This window comes from Spirosoma horti (assembly GCF_054776595.1).
The window spans coordinates 385,079-401,312 of sequence record NZ_BAAHBQ010000001.1; the positions used below are offsets into that span (position 1 = coordinate 385,079).

Consider the following 16,234-nt stretch of genomic DNA (forward strand, 5'->3'; position numbering starts at 1 on the left):
CGTATGTCGGCTGCTATTACTATTTTGATTGTCGAGGATGAAGCTGTCCTGGCCATGGACCTGACCGATCTGCTTGAGGAAGAAGGCTATACAGTGGTTGGTACGGCCAACAACGGTCTGCGGGCCCTGCGGCTGCATGAGCAGCTTCGGATCGATCTGGCTTTGTGCGACATCAGTATCAAAGGCGATTGGGATGGCATTCAAACCGTGGAGCACCTACTGGCCCATCGGCCCATTCCGATCATTTTCCTCACCGCGCTGACCGACAAAGCGACTCAGGAACGGGCTATGAACACCCGACCGGCGGCTTATCTGATCAAACCCGTGACAGTGCCGGGGTTGCGGGCGGCCGTTGAACTGGCGCTGCGTAACTTCGCCCAGCCGGTTCAAGTCCAGCCGTCGTTACCACCGGCTGACCAGCCGGTTACCCCGCCCCTGACGATCCCGCCCGGTGAGACGCCCTCGGGATCGGAGCCGATTCTGCAAATCGACGATGCGGTATTCATCAAGCACAAATATCAGTTTGTCAAGGTCCCGCTCGATGCCATTGACTACCTGGAAGCGGATGGCACCTATACGACCCTGGTGACCGCCACGCATCGATACGCCCTTCGGCTAACCCTAGGCCACGTGTTGACGCGGCTTAACTTTCCCCGGTTAGTGCGGATTCATCGGTCTTATGCGGTGAATCTGGGCCGGGTGAGTACCTTCAATGATCGGGAGGTATGCCTGTCGGGACTGAATCTGCCCCTGGGGCGGCTGTACAAGCCTGATTTTTTGCGCCACTTCGCCATTCGCTGATGAGTATGCGCGCCGGATTACTGCTGTTGTTGTTGCTTCCGGGCTTTTTTTGCCCGGCTCAACCCACCCAATCCGGTGATGAGGTGATCAGATTCCGTCAGCGTATGGCGGCTCTGACTCCCATCCAGCGCTTCGCTCCCATAGCCCGATTTACGGGTGATCTGGTCGAACGATCCCGGTTCGATGAAGCCCGGCCCCTGCTACAGGAAGCTCTGGCTATGGCGCGGCAGGCCCGTATAGATAGCTGGATCGGCACGTTATGTTCGCGGCTAGGCCAACTGGAATCAATCACCGGCAACAATACCCTGGCTATTGACTACTATCTGCAGGCACTCCGCATTTTCCAGGCAAGTCATGTCTACGACCAGATGCAACTAACCTATTATGCAATTAGCGGAGAATATTATACGCTGCGAAACATTCCCAAGAGTCAGGAATACCGGCAGCAGGGAAACCAGATGGCCCGAACGCACAAACAGACATCCATGCTCTATATGACCTTTAGTGAAAAAGCTGAAAAAGCTATCGAGGAGGGAGATCTGGATTCGGCCGTGATTTATCGGCGGAAGTCGCTAACCGTGTTGCGGGCCGGCCGGAAGTGGGTGAACTATTATTCGTTTCTGGATGGCTACGGCGTCACGCTGGGGCAGGCGGGTCGCTACCGGGAGGCTGAGCAAACCTTTCTCCGGTGTCTGACTTATGCCCACCGGCAGGGCGACCACCGCAGGGAACTGTACGAGTACATGCACCTGCCCGAACCACTGCTCCATATGGGCCGCCTGAACGAGGCCCAGCGATACGCTAAAATGGCTCTGAGCCGCATCGAACGGGATCCCGAGCGACAGGATCAGCATCGTATAGAGGTGTATGATCTGCTCACACGGATTGCCGAAGCCCAGGGTCAGTACCGCCAGGCGCTGGCTTACGAACGGCTGCGCAATCGATACGAGGGCCAGGTACAAAGCGCCGACAAAAACCGCCAGGTAGCCGAAGTTGAATCGCGCTTCCAAATTGCTCAGAAACAGGCACGCATCGACCGGCTCGACCAGAATAATCGGCGCCAACTAGATCAGATTAGCTGGCAGACGGCGGGCCTGGTCGCTCTGCTGGCCCTGCTTGGGTTGGCCGGGTGGCAGTACCGGCAGATCCGCCGGGTGAATGCCAGGCTGCAAAGTACCAACCAGACCATCACGGAAAACAACGACCAGATTAGCCAGCAGGCCGAGCGGCTAGCCATGCTGATGCGGGAGTTGCACCACCGGGTGAAGAACAATCTTGCCATCGTCTCCAGCCTGCTTCGGATGCAGTCCAAGCGACTGGATGATCCCCGGGCTGTGCAGGCGGTACAGGACGGCCAACGGCGGGTGGAAGCGATCTCCTTGATTCACCAGCAGTTTTACCAGACCGAAAACCTGGCGGAGGTAGCCATCAAAGCCTACGTGACCGAACTGACCGAAGGGTTGCTGCTGGGCTACGGCTTCGATCCCGAGACGTTCGATTGTCAGATTGACGTGGCCGACCTGCTATTGGATGTGGAAGTAGCAGTGCCCTTGGGCTTGCTACTGAACGAAGTGCTGACCAACGCTTTCAAGTACGCCTATACCGACATGGCCGCTGTCAGTCCGGAACGGTCCACCCTGTCCACGCCAGGCCCACCCAGGAAAGGCCGGGCTACCCGTACTCCACGTCGCCCGTCACTGCTGGTCAGGCTCCAGCCCGCAGCGGCCGGTGGATTGCTGGTCGAAGTGCAGGATAATGGCCCCGGCCTAACGCTCCAGCCTTCGACGGGTCGGAGCCTGTCCTTTGGACAACGGCTGATCCGGGAGCTGACCGGCCAATTGGGCGGTGAAATGACGCTGACCAACCGGCAGGGTACCTATTTCCAACTTTGGATTCCAGCTCAGCTTTAAGTCTTTACAACGGTCAACTTACCAGCCGTCAGCGAGGCAGGCCGGCCAGGCGTTGCATAAGCTGATTAAAAACCGTGGCGTCCGACTCAATAGAGCCGAAAAAGACAGCGTCGACCTGCTCGACTAACGAATTGGCCTGAGCTAATACGGTTTCGCCGATGGGCGTCATTCGTAGGTACTTGGCCCGGCCATCCTGCGGATTATCAAGCCGTTGTAGTAACCCCTTAGTAGCCAGGGTCTGCACCACTTTGGACGTCATCATCTTATCCGTATGTGCATAGTCGGCCAGTCGCTGCTGGGTGACCTGCTCGCCCTGTCGAGTGAGCCAGTACAGACCGGCCAGCAACGAGAATTGGGTTAGCGTAAGGCCCACACCACGCAGTCGCTGATTCATGAGCAATTGCCAGCGCATGCTCACCTGCCAAAGCAGGTAACCATTATTTTCCTCAGGTTGAGTATAGTTAAAAATGGAGTCCTCATTCATGGGGGTTGCGAGTCATAGCTGATCGAATCAGGGCAAAATCATCGGCTGGAATCTGGAAGCAGCCCCACCGGAACTTGGCCCCCCAATGGGCTTTATGCTCCACAAAGGAAAGGTTATCCAGTAAGGGTTGAATGGGTATTTCGGCAACAGGCTGGTAATTTACCTGCCGCCGAAAGAGTCGAAAGTCAGGACTAACATCCGCCTGGAACACCGGGCCCTGACTCACCTCGCCCAAGGCGACAAATCGCTGGTAAGGCTCGGCTTGTCCATACATGCGCTTAGGCGCGTATATGACCACGCCATCGCCGGGTTGCATCCGACGCAGGGGACCGGGCTTTCCATGATTAGCCTGCACGATGCCTTGCTCAACTCCGTTCAGGGCGTGATCGCGGCTAGCCACCACGATCCAATAGTTGGTTTGGCTCATAAAGGTTTGGTTTCCTGCAGCGTTAGCCAATAGCCATCGGGGTCAGCAATAATGGCGGTATTCCCAAAAGGCGTTGGCTGGACACCTCGAATCAGGGTAGCTTTTTTCTCAATGCGGTCCAGGAAAGCGTCCAGTTCAGGGATTGCAAACCAAAGGTTTACGCCCCATCCCAGTTTCGGAGTTGCAGTCAGGTCGACCAGGGATTTACGAATCGTAAAGATGGCTCCGATCTGGGTAGCAAAGACACAAGCATCGGGTGGCGACTGAGGAGCGGGTTGAAACTGCATCACGTCGGTATAGAACTGACGAGAGACCTCCAGGTCGCTCACCTGGAGCGAAACAAAGCCAAGCTGAGTTGGATAGTGCATAATCGTTAAATTAGTAGTCACGACTACTAATTTAACGGTGTGTCTTTCATTTTCGTTCAAATCAGGAAGTTATTATAGAGATGACCCAGTAAAGAAACGTCCTGAATTCGGCTAATTAGGGCTAACAGGTAGCGGTACTTATATCCGCTCCGTCCTTTTTACTTTTATTGAGGAAGTAGGTGGTGTCTTACGACAGTATAAGCCGTATTGACTGCCTCTCACCAATTAACTACCCTGTAGTCCTTTTATCATTTTGGGCTTTAGTGCGCTTTTAAGATGAATAGATTTGAGCTCAAATCAAGAGAGCGATGACAACTTTACTTACTTCTTGCCCTTACGATCAACTTACCTTAGAGGGGTTATCGGCTAACCAATTAGTAGCCAAACAAGCCAAAAACAGACAGGTGGGCCGCTTTATGCTGCTATTACTGGTGCTGATTGTTGGCATGGCCTTTATACTCGACTCGTATTTGGTTGCCGTCACCAGTTGGGCCATGATCCCTGCTTTGAACGACTACAACAAGAAGCGCAAGGCCATCAATAAACACATGCAAAAACGGAGCATAGGTTGATTGTTGCAACTACTTGAAAAGCACGAAATAAGCGGCCCATGTACACGCGGCCAACGAGGCCGATGGCCCTGCTCCCCTAGTTTTAGTGGGTGCTATTTTGTTGTATGGCGACCGGCTCGAAACCGGCTTTGGTGATGGGTTTATTGGGGGTGTTTTTAGAAAGGCTCTGGCTGGTTGGGGCATTAATTTCGTGCGTGGTTCGCGACCTGAATCAGCTCAAGGCTTCGTTTCTGTTGCCAAGCGGTGGGTTGTAGAGCCGGTCCGCCGGTGCGGGAGCATTGCCTGGACCAATTTATTTTCGGCGTATCGTCAAGGACTACGAGTATACAGTATCTTCTTCGGTGGGCTGGTTGTTTTAGCCAACATTCAGATGATGCTACAACGAATTAAACCAACCCCCAAAATAATTCCTCAATACTTTCCTACACCACTTGGCTGAGAATAATACAAATTTTACGGAGCTCTACGATGAGAATGACTAATGTCTACTAGGCCCGTTTTTAGCGCTAAACGTAGACGAAGCCTCGAACAAACTAGTCTTTTTTTGTAGCCAATAGGTAACCCTCTTGTAGGACCGCCTGATTGACGGCCCGAATGCGATCCGTCTCCATTTTTTCGACCGCTCGATCATACGTCAGCAGGCCATTGACTTCGTGTTCAACATCCGTCGTTTGGGTGTAGATCGCTACGCTCAACCCTCGGTAGCGCATCAATTGCTCAACCTGATCAAGCAGGAAAATGTAGCGGTCGGTCAGGGCGGCTTTTGTCGGCTCATAGGCATAGGCATTATTCTCGACCGGCCACATATGCCCCCGTACAAACAAACCCACCCCTCCAAATTCGCCCAGTGAAGCCGCCCGCTTTTCGTCAGGCTCCGAGGCCTTGGTAGGGCCCACGTAGATGTGCGTATCCACAAAATCACCGTTTTTAGGATCGCCGTACGCTGATTGATAAGATGGATTGTTATTGAAACCCGAGTTGCCATTGACCAGCCGGGACGGATCATAGCGCTTAACCCAGTCCGTAATACTCGCCACATCGAAAGCGCCCCAATTTTCATTAAAGGGCACCCAGGCTATAATGGACGGGGAATTGTAGTGGTCATCCAGGATGGCTTTCAGCTCGTTCCGAAAGGTGGTCCGGGTGGTCAGGGTGTCTTCGTTCGGATACCAGATGGCGGGCATATCCTGCCACACCAGCAAGCCCAGCTTATCGGCCCAGTAATAGAACCGCTGAGGCTCGGTTTTCATGTGCTTGCGGATGAGGTTATAGCCCGCTTTTTTGGTGTACTCCACGTCGAATTTAAGGGCCTCTTCCGTGGGCGCCGTTAAAATGCCATCGGGCCAGTAGCCCTGGTCGAGCAGGCCCAGCTGCATGACAAACTGCCCATTCAGAAAGGGACGAACCACGCCATTGACCTTACCCAATTGAACGTCCCGCATGCCTACATAGCTCATCACCTCATCCGATACGCGCCCGTTGGCCGCCGTCAGGGTCAGTTTGACATCATACAGAAAAGGAGAGTCCGGCGACCAGGGTTTGGGGTTGGCAAGGGGTATGTAGAAAGCGGTCCCGGCCGTTCCCTCGGCCCGGGCTACTTCCTTTTTGCCCTCCAGCACGACTGCCGTAATACGGGCCGCCCCACTGGCCTTGACGTCAAGTTTCACCCGCTGGCCTGCTAGGTCCGGTAGCAGCCGTAGGGTTTTGATGTAGTCAGGGTTGACTGGTTCCAGCCAGACCGTTTGCCAGATACCCGACGAGAAGGTATAATCACCCCGGGGGCCGTTTTTTCCCGAAGGCGTACGTCCGTCGTTGGCATCATAAGCGGCTACCACCAGGCTGTTTGCCCCTTTTGTCAGTAAAGCGGTGATATCGAACGAGAAGGCATCATAACCGCCCGCGTGGCTGCCCGCTTTCTGGCCATTGACAAAAACGGTGGCCTGGTGATCGACGGCCTCAAAGTGCAGCAAGATGTGTTTACCCGACCAGGCCGCGGGCAGGGTAAAGGTCCGCTGATACCACATGTTAATCTCCTGCTTTCGCTTAATGCCCGACAGCACCGATTCAGGACAATAGGGCACCCGTATTTTTTCCGTTGTGGTCGGGAAAGGGAGTACGCTGGTGGGATTATTAGCTGACGAGACTGCTTTTCCACCCTGGTAATTCCAGGTGCCGTTGAGGCAGAGCCACTGGCTACGCTGCAACTGGGGGCGCGGGTATTCACCCAGGGGAAGTGGGGCTTCTAGGGCAGCTTTTGTCCATCGGGTTGGCAAGTCGGCGATCTGAGCATAAACGCCTTGAGTAGGAACAAAAAGGCTGGTCAGTGAGACAGAAAGGAAGAGAAGGTGTTTTAGCATAGGAGGCTAGCCCAAGGGGAATGCGGGTCTATTGTTCACCAAAAGTAGACAGCCAACGCCGAAAAACAGAAAAGAAAGAAATCTAATCATTTCAGTGATACTGTTCACCCAACTTCTTTTCGTCTGTCATCAACACCTAGTAAGACAGACCTGAAAGTAGGATGTTGGCGTTCTCAAAAAGACCACTATTCTCTAGATTGCGTATCTTAAAAATAGTATTTTGCTACTAATTACTCTATTATGAAGTGGATTCACTGATGCTACTAGCCAGTGCTTGCTCCATATGGCGGTCGGTTGGCAACGGCTGCGCCATTACTGATTAAAACGGGTCAACAAAAAGACGAATACGAACGAGGGCAATCGAATCATACAAGGGAAAATAATCGGCAAACGTGGTTTTTACGAGGGAGATGGCCAACGAGTTCCGGTGTCCCGTTTCTTCTGGCCTTGTACCCCCTGAGCCCTCCCCGAGTTATCCATAAATGGCGCTTAGGGCTTGATCAAGGGTAGGATACTGATAACGATAGGCTTGCAGAAGCCGTTCGGGTGGCACGGCCCTGGCGCTATTGAGCACAAACGCACTTTGCTCTCCCATCATCAACTTAAGCATGAAAGCCGGAATGGACGGCATCCACAGCGATTTGCGAAACTGCCCGGCCAGGGATTCTACAAAGTGTCGATTGGTGAGCAAACCCGGCGCGGTCTGGTTGAATACGCCCGTAAGCGAGCTGTCCCGAACGGCCAGACAATACAATCCCACCACATCCTGCAGGTGTATCCAGGGAACCCACTGGCGACCGCTACCCAGAGCCGCGCCAAAGCCCGACTGGATCATTGGCGCTAACGAAGCCAATGCTCCGCCCCCGTTGGTAAGTACGACCCCCGTGCGAAAGGTAACCACGCGCAGTCCCAGGCTTTTCCCTTCGCCCACGGCATCTTCCCATTCCTGACAGACCGTGCCCAGAAAACCGGGAGATGGCGGGCTTTGCTCCGTCATGATCTCATCGGCTCGGTCCCCGTAGAAAGCAATACCCGAGGCCGAGATGACCGACTTGACGGCATGAGGCCGCTGGCTCATCAATCGGTAGAGGAGCCGGATCGATTCGGTACGGCTACGGCTGATTTCCTGCTTGCGGGCGGGTGTCCAGGCTTCTCCGGCAATGTCCGCACCCGCCAGATGGATGATCGTATCGACCCCGTCCAGGCAACGCGCATCGATCTGCTGATCCACAACGTTCCAGCCGTAGGTCGTGACGTCAGCAATGATGGATGGCGTACGACTCAGGTGGCTGACCCGGTGCCCCTCCTTGAGCAAGGCCTGTGTTAACGACTTACCAATCAGGCCATTGCCACCGGTAATTAGGATATGATGTTTTTGTTGGGTTGTGTTTTTCATGGCGTCAGCTGGTTCAGGCATTTGAGGAATGGGTGGGAATGAGGATTACCTTGCCATAGGCCGTTCGGGATTCGGCCAGTTCCATGGCCTGCCGAATCTGGTCGAGGGGAAAACGGGCGGCAATGCGGGGGGTAAGCACACCGCTGGCCAGCAGGCTCATGATCTGGGCAAAATCGTCCTGTGAGCGGGTTTGAAACGCCTGGCTACCCCGACCCGCCATGACGTCATAGAACAAGGCCTTGCGACCATTGGGCAGCAGGTTCCACCAGGTTAGGTGGGCGATCAGGTCGATGAAGTTAAGTAGCATCGATTTTTTACCCAGCATGGCCGAGGCAATGGCGTAGCTGACCAGGGTCCCACCCCGTTTGAGTAAGCGAAAAGACTGCGTAATACCGGCACCACCCACATTATCGAAAACGGCATCGACCCCATCCGGCGCCAGTTGCCGAATCTGCCCGGCCCAGTCTGAGTCGTTATAATCGATGGGCTCAACGCCCTGTTCTTTCAGAGTGGCGTGGTGCCGACGCGAAGCCAGTCCAATGACCCGTACGCCAGCGTGCCGGGCCAGTTGTACCAGGGTTGTGCCGACACCCCCGTTGGCGCCATGCACGACAATGGTTTGGCCCGCGCGAATGTGGGCTTTCCGATGCAACATTTGCCAGGCCGTGAGCCCATTGACGACCAGGGCTTCGGCTTCGGCCGGATCAATCCCAGTTGGAACAAGCAACAACTCGTTGGCAGCACGCAGGGAATAGCTGGCCCAGCCCCCGGTTTTGGTCAGGGCGGCCACCCGTTTGCCCATCCATGAGGCATCCACGTCGGGACCAATGGCCACGACCGTGCCGACCAGATCGTAACCCGGCACAAAGGGGAACGCTGGCTGGCCCGGATAGCGGTCACGGCGCATGGCCTGCTCGGCAAAGGAGATGCCACTGGCTTCTACCCGGACGACCACCTGGCCCGTCGCTGGCTGGCTGAGTTCGTTGTTGTGAATGACGAATCCACTGGGTTCTACCGGGGCCGGTAGCACGACCTCCTGGCTAATGAATGGAATCGAATTGGCTTCTTTTAGTGGTTGCATCGCCTTGTCTGTTTGTGTACAACAAAGCTACCGGACCACCCCGGGCCAAAACGATAACAAAAGATAAGAACGGGTCGGGCCGCGTTCGGTCGGGCCGCGTTCGGTCGGGCCGCGTTCGGTCGGGCCGCGTTCGGTCGGGTCTTGCCTCACCCGTAGTCGGATCATCCGGCAACCGGTTCAGCTATCCTTTATTTAGAAACGATTCGGTTACGAATCCGACTCATGCTAACGGGAGTGATGCCCAGGTAGGTGGCAATGTAGTGTTGGGGAACGCGCTGAAGAAGGTGCCGCTGATCGCCTTCCAGCAGGGCCAGATAGCGTTCTTCGGGGCTGAGCATCAACAGGCCCGCCATCCGCTCTTCCAACGCCACCATCACATATTCGGCAAACAATCGGCCAAATTCCTGCCAGCCCGCATACTGACTGAACAGGGCTTTGAGGACGGGGTAAGGAAAGACCAGACACGTAGCGTCACTGAGGGCTTCGATATTGACCGGCGATGGCCGGGCGGTGATGCAGCTAATGTAAGCCGCTATCAACTGCTGGTCAGAGAAGAAATAGGTGGTGCGTTCTTCGCCGTCTTTGGTGTAAAACTGCCGGAATACGCCTTCCAGGACAAAGCCAACCTGATTGGCCACGACCCCCTGCTTGGCCATGAATTGGTGTTTTTTCAGGTGGACGATCGACAGGTGTGGCTCCAGGCCACGCCATTCCTCCTCCGACAAAGCAACAAACTGGTGAATATGCTGCCGCAGTTGCCGGGCTGCCTGGTTGAGGGAATCGTTCATAGGTTAGGTTGGTTCAGAAAAATCCTAACATGGGTGGTTCATCGAGTTGATCAACGAGAAGAAGCTCGGTAGTCTACGCATGTTGCTTTCTTAATGGGTTGGCCATCACTTAGTTAATCAGTAGCCTGCCTGTTGGCCTTCCAACGGCTACAACGACGATGGTTTCCCGGATTTGGTTGACAGAGTTGAGGTTGAAATGGCAAATAGCTCCATGGGTTTACTTCGGCCTTTCAGCAGGCTCTCCCCAACCGATTTTATGGCGTAGGTGGCCGGGAGCTGAAGGATTTTAGCCAGGTCTTCTGACACCAGCAACTCAGCATCGAACTGGTTGCAAAGTCCCTGGATCCTCGCCGAGGTATTCAGGACATCGCCGGTGAAGATGATTTCTTTTTTCAGCGATCCGATTTCTCCGGCCGTTACCCTGCCAAAATGCAGCCCGGCTTTGAACCGCGGCAAAATGCCGAATTTGCTACTGTATTTGTCCGCCTGCCTCTCCAGAGCGCGTTTCATCGCGAAGAAGCACTCAATACTGTTATTTTTCTTTAACCCCTCTTTCAGTTTCCAGCAGATGATCATCTCATCCCCAGCATATTGATAGATGGTGCCCCCATAATCAATTACAGCTACGGAGAGATCGAAGAAATAGTCTTTTAACAGGTCGAAGTACTTGATATGGCCGAGATTTTCTGCGATTGTCGTCGAGGACTTCATATCCAAGAACATAAATATCCGTTCTTCTTCTACAGGATGATGGTATTTCCCCAAAAAAAAATTACTTAATGCTCCTGGGCCAATACTCTGGCTAAATTCAGTATAGAATTGGGCAATCACAATGATTGACGCAAGGTACAGCATAAGACCGACCACCGCGTAGTCGTTGAAAAAGGCCCAGGCTGGTGATAACAGGTTTTTAAAAGAGTACTCACTATGCGTATAAAGTGCATTGCTCAGCACCAAGACAAACAGAAAAATGACAGTAATGATCAGGTAAAGAAGGGATTTAAATACAATCTTTCTGGTGAAACTCTTTTTTATAAACCACTTACTGAAATAACCGATCTCCAGAATTCCGGTGAGTAGACCCATCATCAGGCCCGCAGCGGGGATGACAAAAATGCTTGTGGCAAATTTATACTGATTTCCTGTAGATGGATAACGGTCCATATCGCCAAGAATACCTTTCTCCAGCATGCAATAAATCAGGCTAAAAATGAACCACAATGCGCCGAAAGGAATGACACGGGCAACATTTCTTCGGGTTTTTAGTGACAGCATAGCGGTAGGTATGGTGGACTTGTCATGACGGCTGTTGCCCTATCCTCATTTGGATAAGGCAAAGTCAACCGCTGCCTCGGAATGAATGGCGATCGTGTCAAAAATTGGAATAGGACAATCCATTTGAGTAAGCAATAGAGAAAATTCAGCGCTGCCAAATACCACTCCCTCTGCTCCGTAACTTTTTAATTTGTCAATAATTCCAATGTATTTATTTTTTGTTTCGTCTTTAAAAACTCCTTTTGTCAACTCGTTAAAAATAGATGCATGAATGAATTCCTTATCCGCTTCGTCGGGAATAATCGTCTCAATGCCCAACTGAGAAAGACGATCTTTGAAGAACGGATGTTCCATTGTAAATTTTGTTCCAAGAAGCGCAACCTTATTGATTTTTTGGCTAGCGATTTTCCTGGCTGTTTCCTCTGCACTATGCAGCAACGGAATGTTTATTTTTTGCCGAATCGTGTCAGCAACCAGGTGAACAGTGTTGGCGCACATTACTATGCAGTCTGCTCCCGCATGCTCAAGTTGTATCGCAATGCCTGATAACATCTGTTCAACGGCATCCCAGTCGCCTACACTTTGTAGTACACTGAATTCTTCAAAATCCACCGAAAAGAGAAGGAGTTTCGACGAATGAGCGCTGCCAAGCCGTTGATTGGTGAGTTGATTAAGCGTCTTATAGTAAACGGATGTAGCATACCAGCTAACCCCGCCAATTAGCCCTAATGTCTTCATAAATAAGTTATTCGTTTATCGAACCCTAGTTTTTTTTAAGTAACAGCCAACGTTCGAGGCTTTGTGCACTTGGCGCATAACGGAGAAGCAATCATCGGCAGTGCATAGCTCAACTTCATAGTCGCGGACCTAATTCCGCCGTAATGTAGTACTAAACGTTAGCTGTTAGTTATAAATTTAGATTCAGTTACGGTCCGACAGTTGGCCAATACCCAATTGTAAAAAGCCTCGAACGTCGTTATCGATAGTGACTTTAACTCGCTAAAAAGCCAACTGCTGTAATCACCCGATTTTTAGCGTCAATAAATCTCAAGCGAAATCTGTCGCGTACAGGATGTTGGCGCCTGGCGACTGTCCTCACCGAAGTACGACCGGACAAGCTCCGCCTGCATTTTCTTATACCGACTCCCGATTCGCATCGACCCAGTAGCCAAGGGCTACCACCAGCCATAACACCTGAGCGCTCCAGGCTAAGGCTGCTACACTGGCCGGGGCCGGACCGAGGGCACCACCCAGATAAACGAGCACTAAAAAGGCGATCAGGCCCCAGAGTGCGAAGCGACCGGTGCGGTTACGCGCCCGGGTATGGCGCAGGTACACCCATAGACCGACCGCCAGCGAGCCCAGTTCGAATACCAGCGTCGCGGGCAGATTTCCCCACAAACCCAGTCCTGCTTTCGGGGATTGACCAAAGTAAAGGGGCAGATCGGGCCGGTGCATGATCAGGTCGAGCAGCCAGTGACTGGGCACCAGCAGGCCCACCAGCAGGGCTGCGCGCCAGTTACGCCGGAACAGGCCGTACGCCAGTCCCAGGGCTACCCCTAATACCACTTCCGCCAGCAGACTGTGTGAGAAGGGATAATATACGAAGTCAAGGGGCGAAGCAGCCAGCAGACCGGGACGGATTTGAACGCGCTCTACGCCCAGCAGCAACAGGGTGGGCCAAAGTAAATCTGCCAGCTGTGTCGCCAGAAACAAGGTGCCCAGCGACACTCTCGGTTGTAGGGGCTTGGTCGCCAGACCAACCCCAAAATGGCCTAAAAACATAGTATTTACCCAGTGGGCGTTAGTACATGCCAAATCTATTGAATGCCAGTGGCTGACTTGTTGACCGATTCCGAAACCTGAATTGACTTTTCGCGCAAAGCGTTAAAAATACGTGAAAATGCACCTCATTCGGTCGCTAGATGGCCAAACACATGGCCACGCTGCAATCAGCCACCATACCTCGCGTACCTTTTATCAACAATACCACCCAGACGCTTAACACAGCTAATACCCCGTCCGGCGAAACGTGCCGGGTGTCTGGCCAGTCCAGCGACGAAACGCCCGAACAAACACACTCGGCTCGGCGAAACCTAATAGAAAAGAGATGTCTTTGATACTCAGGATATGGTCGCGCAGGTGGCGTTCAGCCAGCTCACGGCGTACCCCGTCGAGTAGTTGCTGGTAGCTGTGGCCATCCTGACGCAATTGCCGTTGGAGGATGCGGGGGCTGAGGCTCAGCGCTTCGGCCACAGCGTCCAGGGTGGGTTCGGATTGGACCAACAGGCGCAACAATTCGTGGCGTACGCGGTCCGGAAGGGCGCGTAACTCGTTAAGGCGAGCCAACAGGGCAGCGGCATGCGGCTCGAGCAGCGCCAGTAGTTGCGGGTCGGCGGAGGGGATGGGTAGCGCTAAGACGGCAGCTGACAGGCGCAGGGCCGAATACGGGGTGCCAAACTGCACCTGGGCAGGCGCGAAAACACGCATGTGCTCGCGGGTGTCGGCTGGAGCGGGATAGGCCAGGTATACCGCCTGGGGAGCAAAGGACTGGCCACTCAGCAGCCGCAGCATGTGCAGGTAAATGGATAGCTCGGAGTTGATCACAAAGTGAGGGTGCACAATAGCGGGACTGGTTATGTCGATGACCAGTTCCACACTGTCTCCCAGGTGGCGCAGGCTGATGCGCGTGCCGTTGCAAACGATGTCCCCATAGCGGCACAACTTGTGAATGGCCACGCCCAGTGTGGGGCTGTGCATGAGTACGTAGGCCAGCACGCCGTAGCTGCTGTGGTGTACGTACTCGGCCATGTGCAGGTCAAGGTGCGGGTCGGCGGTAACCTGGATCGCCAGCGCCCACAGGCGCTGCATGGTCGCCATGGGCACCCGGCCGTCAGGATCTTCCAACTGGCTACTATCCAACGCAGTTGCCTGGATCAAAGCCTCAGCATTGGCCCCGCTTTTAGTGACGGCGTATAGTAACCCTTTTACTGAAGCGGAAGAAATTGAAGCGTCGGGAAGCATTCGTAATAATGAATTTATCTAAGGCTACCAGAAGATGGTAACTAGTTCGTTGTTTATCAGGCAACAGCTACTTCAGCGTTAGGTTTAATTGGATTGCCTGCCTCCCCCGGGTGCGTGTCAGTAAAGCACGTACTTGTAGCTCAGATTTCAGGAAGGACTACCTGGTATCCGTACTATTGAACAGCTTATGGCTGAATCGCTGACAAGATAGGAAAATAGCCCAAGCTGCTTATGTCAAGTTGTTCTTGGTAGTCAATAGTGCCTGCACCAGCGGGTGACTCCAGGATAAAACACCGCTGTTTGAGGTCGCTAGCTTCTTCCGCCAAAGCTAGCCCTGGTATGTAATGGTGCTAAGTAGTATTTTTGTACACGAGGCTCTTTTGTCTGGTAAACGAATCCAACAGTTGCCTTCAATAGTTATCTAAATCGATCATGAAAACCAAAATTCTGCTATTCATAGCGGGTACCTCGCTGGCATTGCCATCCTGTGGTCAAACTACGAGTGAAAACACAACGGCTTCCAGTCAGACGAGCCCCGTTGAAACTAAAGAGCCCAATTCAAGCTACAAACCTGCTTTTGCGGGCCAAACCCGAATTGCGGGGGTGAAGTCAGCCACCAGCTACGAAGGCAAAATCCTGACCGAAACCCTAAAATTTCCCTGGGGTATCACGAGCCTACCCGATGGCCGGTTTCTCATTACCGAGCGGGAAGGGACGATGCGCATCGTCACCCCGGCGGGTAAGGTAGGAGATGCCATTACGGGGCTTCCAAAAGTTAATCCGTCCGGTCAGGGCGGGCTATTAGGCATTCGCGTTGATCCTGCTTTCGACACGAATCGAATGGTATACTGGGTGTTTTCGGAACCAAGCCCCAATGGAAATCTGACGGCGGTTGCCAAAGGCAAACTGTCGGCCGACGAGAAAAAGATAGAGGGTGCAACGGTCATCTATCGGGCCACACCTGCTTACAAAGGGAATCTGCATTATGGCGGACGTATACTCATTGCCCCGGACGGCAATCTGCTGATCAGCACCGGAGAGCGTTCGGATCTGGTGACCCGGCCACAAGCCCAGTCGCTCAATTCAGGCTTGGGGAAAGTTATTCGGATTACGAAAGACGGCAAACCCGCTGCGGGTAATCCATTCGCTGGCCAGACCGGTGCCCGACCTGAATTGTACTCTTATGGGCATCGGAATGTACAAAGCCTTGCGCTTGATCCGGTAACGGGCGATTTATGGGAAGCTGAATTTGGCCCCCGAGGAGGTGATGAACTAAACCATATTCAACCCGGCAAGAACTACGGTTGGCCAACCATTACGTATGGGATCGAATATAGTGGTGAAAAAGTAGGCGACGCCATTCAGCAAAAAGAAGGCCTTGAACAACCGGTTTATTATTGGGATCCTGTCGTTTCGCCCAGTGGCATGACGTTCTATACGGGTGATCGTGTCCCCGAATGGAAGAATAACCTCTTTATTGGCTCCTTAAGTGGAATGCACGTTCTGAGGTTGATTATCGAAAATGGTAAAGTAGTTGGTGAAGAACGGCTGCTGGCAGATCAATATCAGCGGTTTCGGGACATAACCCAGGGCAAGGACGGCGCTTTATACGCGGTTACTGACCAGGGGAGGTTGTACCGCATCGATAAAAAATAAGGTCTATCACTCACCGATCGTCCTTAAATCGGCGCTCAACCCAAAAAACATCCGCCTGGCCAAATGGGGGTTTCTGCTTCATAGCGGCCCCATTT

The 16,234-nt window shown here is 53.3% G+C and carries 16 protein-coding genes; 5 read left to right on the top strand and 11 right to left on the bottom strand.

Features of this window, described 5'->3' with window-relative positions:
* Nucleotides 1–3 precede the first annotated feature (3 nt).
* Complete coding sequence (locus tag ACYVAM_RS01665) at nt 4–801, top strand: LytR/AlgR family response regulator transcription factor (protein ID WP_461063270.1); 798 nt, start codon at nt 4–6, stop codon at nt 799–801.
* Complete coding sequence (locus ACYVAM_RS01670; protein WP_461063272.1) at nt 801–2,711, top strand: histidine kinase dimerization/phosphoacceptor domain -containing protein; 1,911 nt, start codon at nt 801–803, stop codon at nt 2,709–2,711. Before ACYVAM_RS01665 ends, ACYVAM_RS01670 begins: the two co-directional genes overlap by 1 nt.
* Before the next feature lie 28 nt (nt 2,712–2,739).
* Here the strand turns inward: ACYVAM_RS01670 and ACYVAM_RS01675 are convergent, their stop codons facing one another.
* From ACYVAM_RS01675 to ACYVAM_RS01685, 3 genes are read right to left on the bottom strand one after another with little or no spacing between them, the layout of a single operon-like run.
* Nucleotides 2,740–3,195, bottom strand: a complete 456-nt coding sequence (locus tag ACYVAM_RS01675) for a MarR family winged helix-turn-helix transcriptional regulator (RefSeq protein ID WP_461063274.1) — start codon at nt 3,193–3,195, stop codon at nt 2,740–2,742.
* On the bottom strand, nt 3,188–3,622 hold the full coding sequence (locus ACYVAM_RS01680) for an EVE domain-containing protein (RefSeq protein WP_461063276.1): 435 nt from the start codon (nt 3,620–3,622) through the stop codon (nt 3,188–3,190). The genes ACYVAM_RS01675 and ACYVAM_RS01680 overlap by 8 nt, the downstream gene beginning before the upstream one ends.
* A complete protein-coding gene (locus ACYVAM_RS01685; RefSeq protein WP_461063278.1) occupies nt 3,619–3,990 on the bottom strand; it encodes a VOC family protein in 372 nt (123 codons plus the stop codon). The genes ACYVAM_RS01680 and ACYVAM_RS01685 overlap by 4 nt, the downstream gene beginning before the upstream one ends.
* Nucleotides 3,991–4,298: 308 nt before the next feature.
* Between ACYVAM_RS01685 and ACYVAM_RS01690 the strand changes: the two genes are divergently transcribed.
* Both ACYVAM_RS01690 and ACYVAM_RS01695 read left to right on the top strand, forming a co-directional pair.
* Nucleotides 4,299–4,562, top strand: a complete 264-nt coding sequence (locus tag ACYVAM_RS01690; RefSeq protein WP_461063280.1) for a hypothetical protein — start codon at nt 4,299–4,301, stop codon at nt 4,560–4,562.
* A gap of 85 nt (nt 4,563–4,647) precedes the next feature.
* Nucleotides 4,648–5,001 carry a hypothetical protein gene (locus ACYVAM_RS01695; protein WP_461063282.1) on the top strand — a complete coding sequence of 118 codons (354 nt, stop codon included), beginning with the start codon at nt 4,648–4,650 and terminating at the stop codon, nt 4,999–5,001.
* Between the two features lie 94 nt (nt 5,002–5,095).
* Here the strand turns inward: ACYVAM_RS01695 and ACYVAM_RS01700 are convergent, their stop codons facing one another.
* From ACYVAM_RS01700 to ACYVAM_RS01735, 8 genes are all read right to left on the bottom strand, one after another.
* Nucleotides 5,096–6,919, bottom strand: a complete 1,824-nt coding sequence (locus ACYVAM_RS01700) for a glycoside hydrolase family 2 protein (protein ID WP_461063284.1) — start codon at nt 6,917–6,919, stop codon at nt 5,096–5,098.
* A gap of 472 nt (nt 6,920–7,391) precedes the next feature.
* Nucleotides 7,392–8,315: a TIGR01777 family oxidoreductase gene (locus ACYVAM_RS01705; RefSeq protein ID WP_461063286.1), complete on the bottom strand. Its 924-nt coding sequence runs from the start codon at nt 8,313–8,315 to the stop codon at nt 7,392–7,394.
* A gap of 13 nt (nt 8,316–8,328) precedes the next feature.
* Nucleotides 8,329–9,396 (bottom strand): medium chain dehydrogenase/reductase family protein, encoded by a 1,068-nt coding sequence (locus ACYVAM_RS01710; protein ID WP_461063288.1) that lies wholly within the window; start codon nt 9,394–9,396, stop codon nt 8,329–8,331.
* Between the two features lie 188 nt (nt 9,397–9,584).
* Nucleotides 9,585–10,184: a Crp/Fnr family transcriptional regulator gene (locus tag ACYVAM_RS01715; RefSeq protein WP_461063290.1), complete on the bottom strand. Its 600-nt coding sequence runs from the start codon at nt 10,182–10,184 to the stop codon at nt 9,585–9,587.
* 147 nt (nt 10,185–10,331) lie between these two features.
* Nucleotides 10,332–11,459 carry an adenylate/guanylate cyclase domain-containing protein gene (locus ACYVAM_RS01720; RefSeq protein ID WP_461063292.1) on the bottom strand — a complete coding sequence of 376 codons (1,128 nt, stop codon included), beginning with the start codon at nt 11,457–11,459 and terminating at the stop codon, nt 10,332–10,334.
* A 45-nt stretch (nt 11,460–11,504) separates the two neighbouring features.
* Nucleotides 11,505–12,197: an aspartate/glutamate racemase family protein gene (locus tag ACYVAM_RS01725; RefSeq protein WP_461063294.1), complete on the bottom strand. Its 693-nt coding sequence runs from the start codon at nt 12,195–12,197 to the stop codon at nt 11,505–11,507.
* Nucleotides 12,198–12,593: 396 nt separating this feature from the next.
* The gene (locus ACYVAM_RS01730) at nt 12,594–13,244 is read right to left on the bottom strand and encodes a hypothetical protein (protein WP_461063295.1); all 651 of its coding nucleotides are present in this window, start codon (nt 13,242–13,244) and stop codon (nt 12,594–12,596) included.
* 225 nt (nt 13,245–13,469) lie between these two features.
* Nucleotides 13,470–14,483, bottom strand: a complete 1,014-nt coding sequence (locus tag ACYVAM_RS01735) for an AraC family transcriptional regulator (RefSeq protein ID WP_461063297.1) — start codon at nt 14,481–14,483, stop codon at nt 13,470–13,472.
* A 432-nt stretch (nt 14,484–14,915) separates the two neighbouring features.
* Between ACYVAM_RS01735 and ACYVAM_RS01740 the strand changes: the two genes are divergently transcribed.
* Nucleotides 14,916–16,139, top strand: coding sequence for a PQQ-dependent sugar dehydrogenase (locus ACYVAM_RS01740; RefSeq protein ID WP_461063299.1), 1,224 nt, complete (start codon nt 14,916–14,918; stop codon nt 16,137–16,139).
* Nucleotides 16,140–16,234: the final 95 nt, after the last annotated feature.

Coding starts and splice junctions, on each gene's coding strand:
- ACYVAM_RS01700 (WP_461063284.1), bottom strand. CDS start 6,919: ATGCTAAAACACCTTCTCTTCCTTTCTGTCTCACTGACCAGCCTTTTT.
- ACYVAM_RS01685 (WP_461063278.1), bottom strand. CDS start 3,990: ATGCACTATCCAACTCAGCTTGGCTTTGTTTCGCTCCAGGTGAGCGAC.
- ACYVAM_RS01680 (WP_461063276.1), bottom strand. CDS start 3,622: ATGAGCCAAACCAACTATTGGATCGTGGTGGCTAGCCGCGATCACGCC.
- ACYVAM_RS01670 (WP_461063272.1), top strand. CDS start 801: ATGAGTATGCGCGCCGGATTACTGCTGTTGTTGTTGCTTCCGGGCTTT.
- ACYVAM_RS01730 (WP_461063295.1), bottom strand. CDS start 13,244: ATGTTTTTAGGCCATTTTGGGGTTGGTCTGGCGACCAAGCCCCTACAA.
- ACYVAM_RS01720 (WP_461063292.1), bottom strand. CDS start 11,459: ATGCTGTCACTAAAAACCCGAAGAAATGTTGCCCGTGTCATTCCTTTC.
- ACYVAM_RS01715 (WP_461063290.1), bottom strand. CDS start 10,184: ATGAACGATTCCCTCAACCAGGCAGCCCGGCAACTGCGGCAGCATATT.
- ACYVAM_RS01725 (WP_461063294.1), bottom strand. CDS start 12,197: ATGAAGACATTAGGGCTAATTGGCGGGGTTAGCTGGTATGCTACATCC.
- ACYVAM_RS01710 (WP_461063288.1), bottom strand. CDS start 9,396: ATGCAACCACTAAAAGAAGCCAATTCGATTCCATTCATTAGCCAGGAG.
- ACYVAM_RS01665 (WP_461063270.1), top strand. CDS start 4: ATGTCGGCTGCTATTACTATTTTGATTGTCGAGGATGAAGCTGTCCTG.
- ACYVAM_RS01690 (WP_461063280.1), top strand. CDS start 4,299: ATGACAACTTTACTTACTTCTTGCCCTTACGATCAACTTACCTTAGAG.
- ACYVAM_RS01740 (WP_461063299.1), top strand. CDS start 14,916: ATGAAAACCAAAATTCTGCTATTCATAGCGGGTACCTCGCTGGCATTG.
- ACYVAM_RS01705 (WP_461063286.1), bottom strand. CDS start 8,315: ATGAAAAACACAACCCAACAAAAACATCATATCCTAATTACCGGTGGC.
- ACYVAM_RS01735 (WP_461063297.1), bottom strand. CDS start 14,483: ATGCTTCCCGACGCTTCAATTTCTTCCGCTTCAGTAAAAGGGTTACTA.
- ACYVAM_RS01675 (WP_461063274.1), bottom strand. CDS start 3,195: ATGAATGAGGACTCCATTTTTAACTATACTCAACCTGAGGAAAATAAT.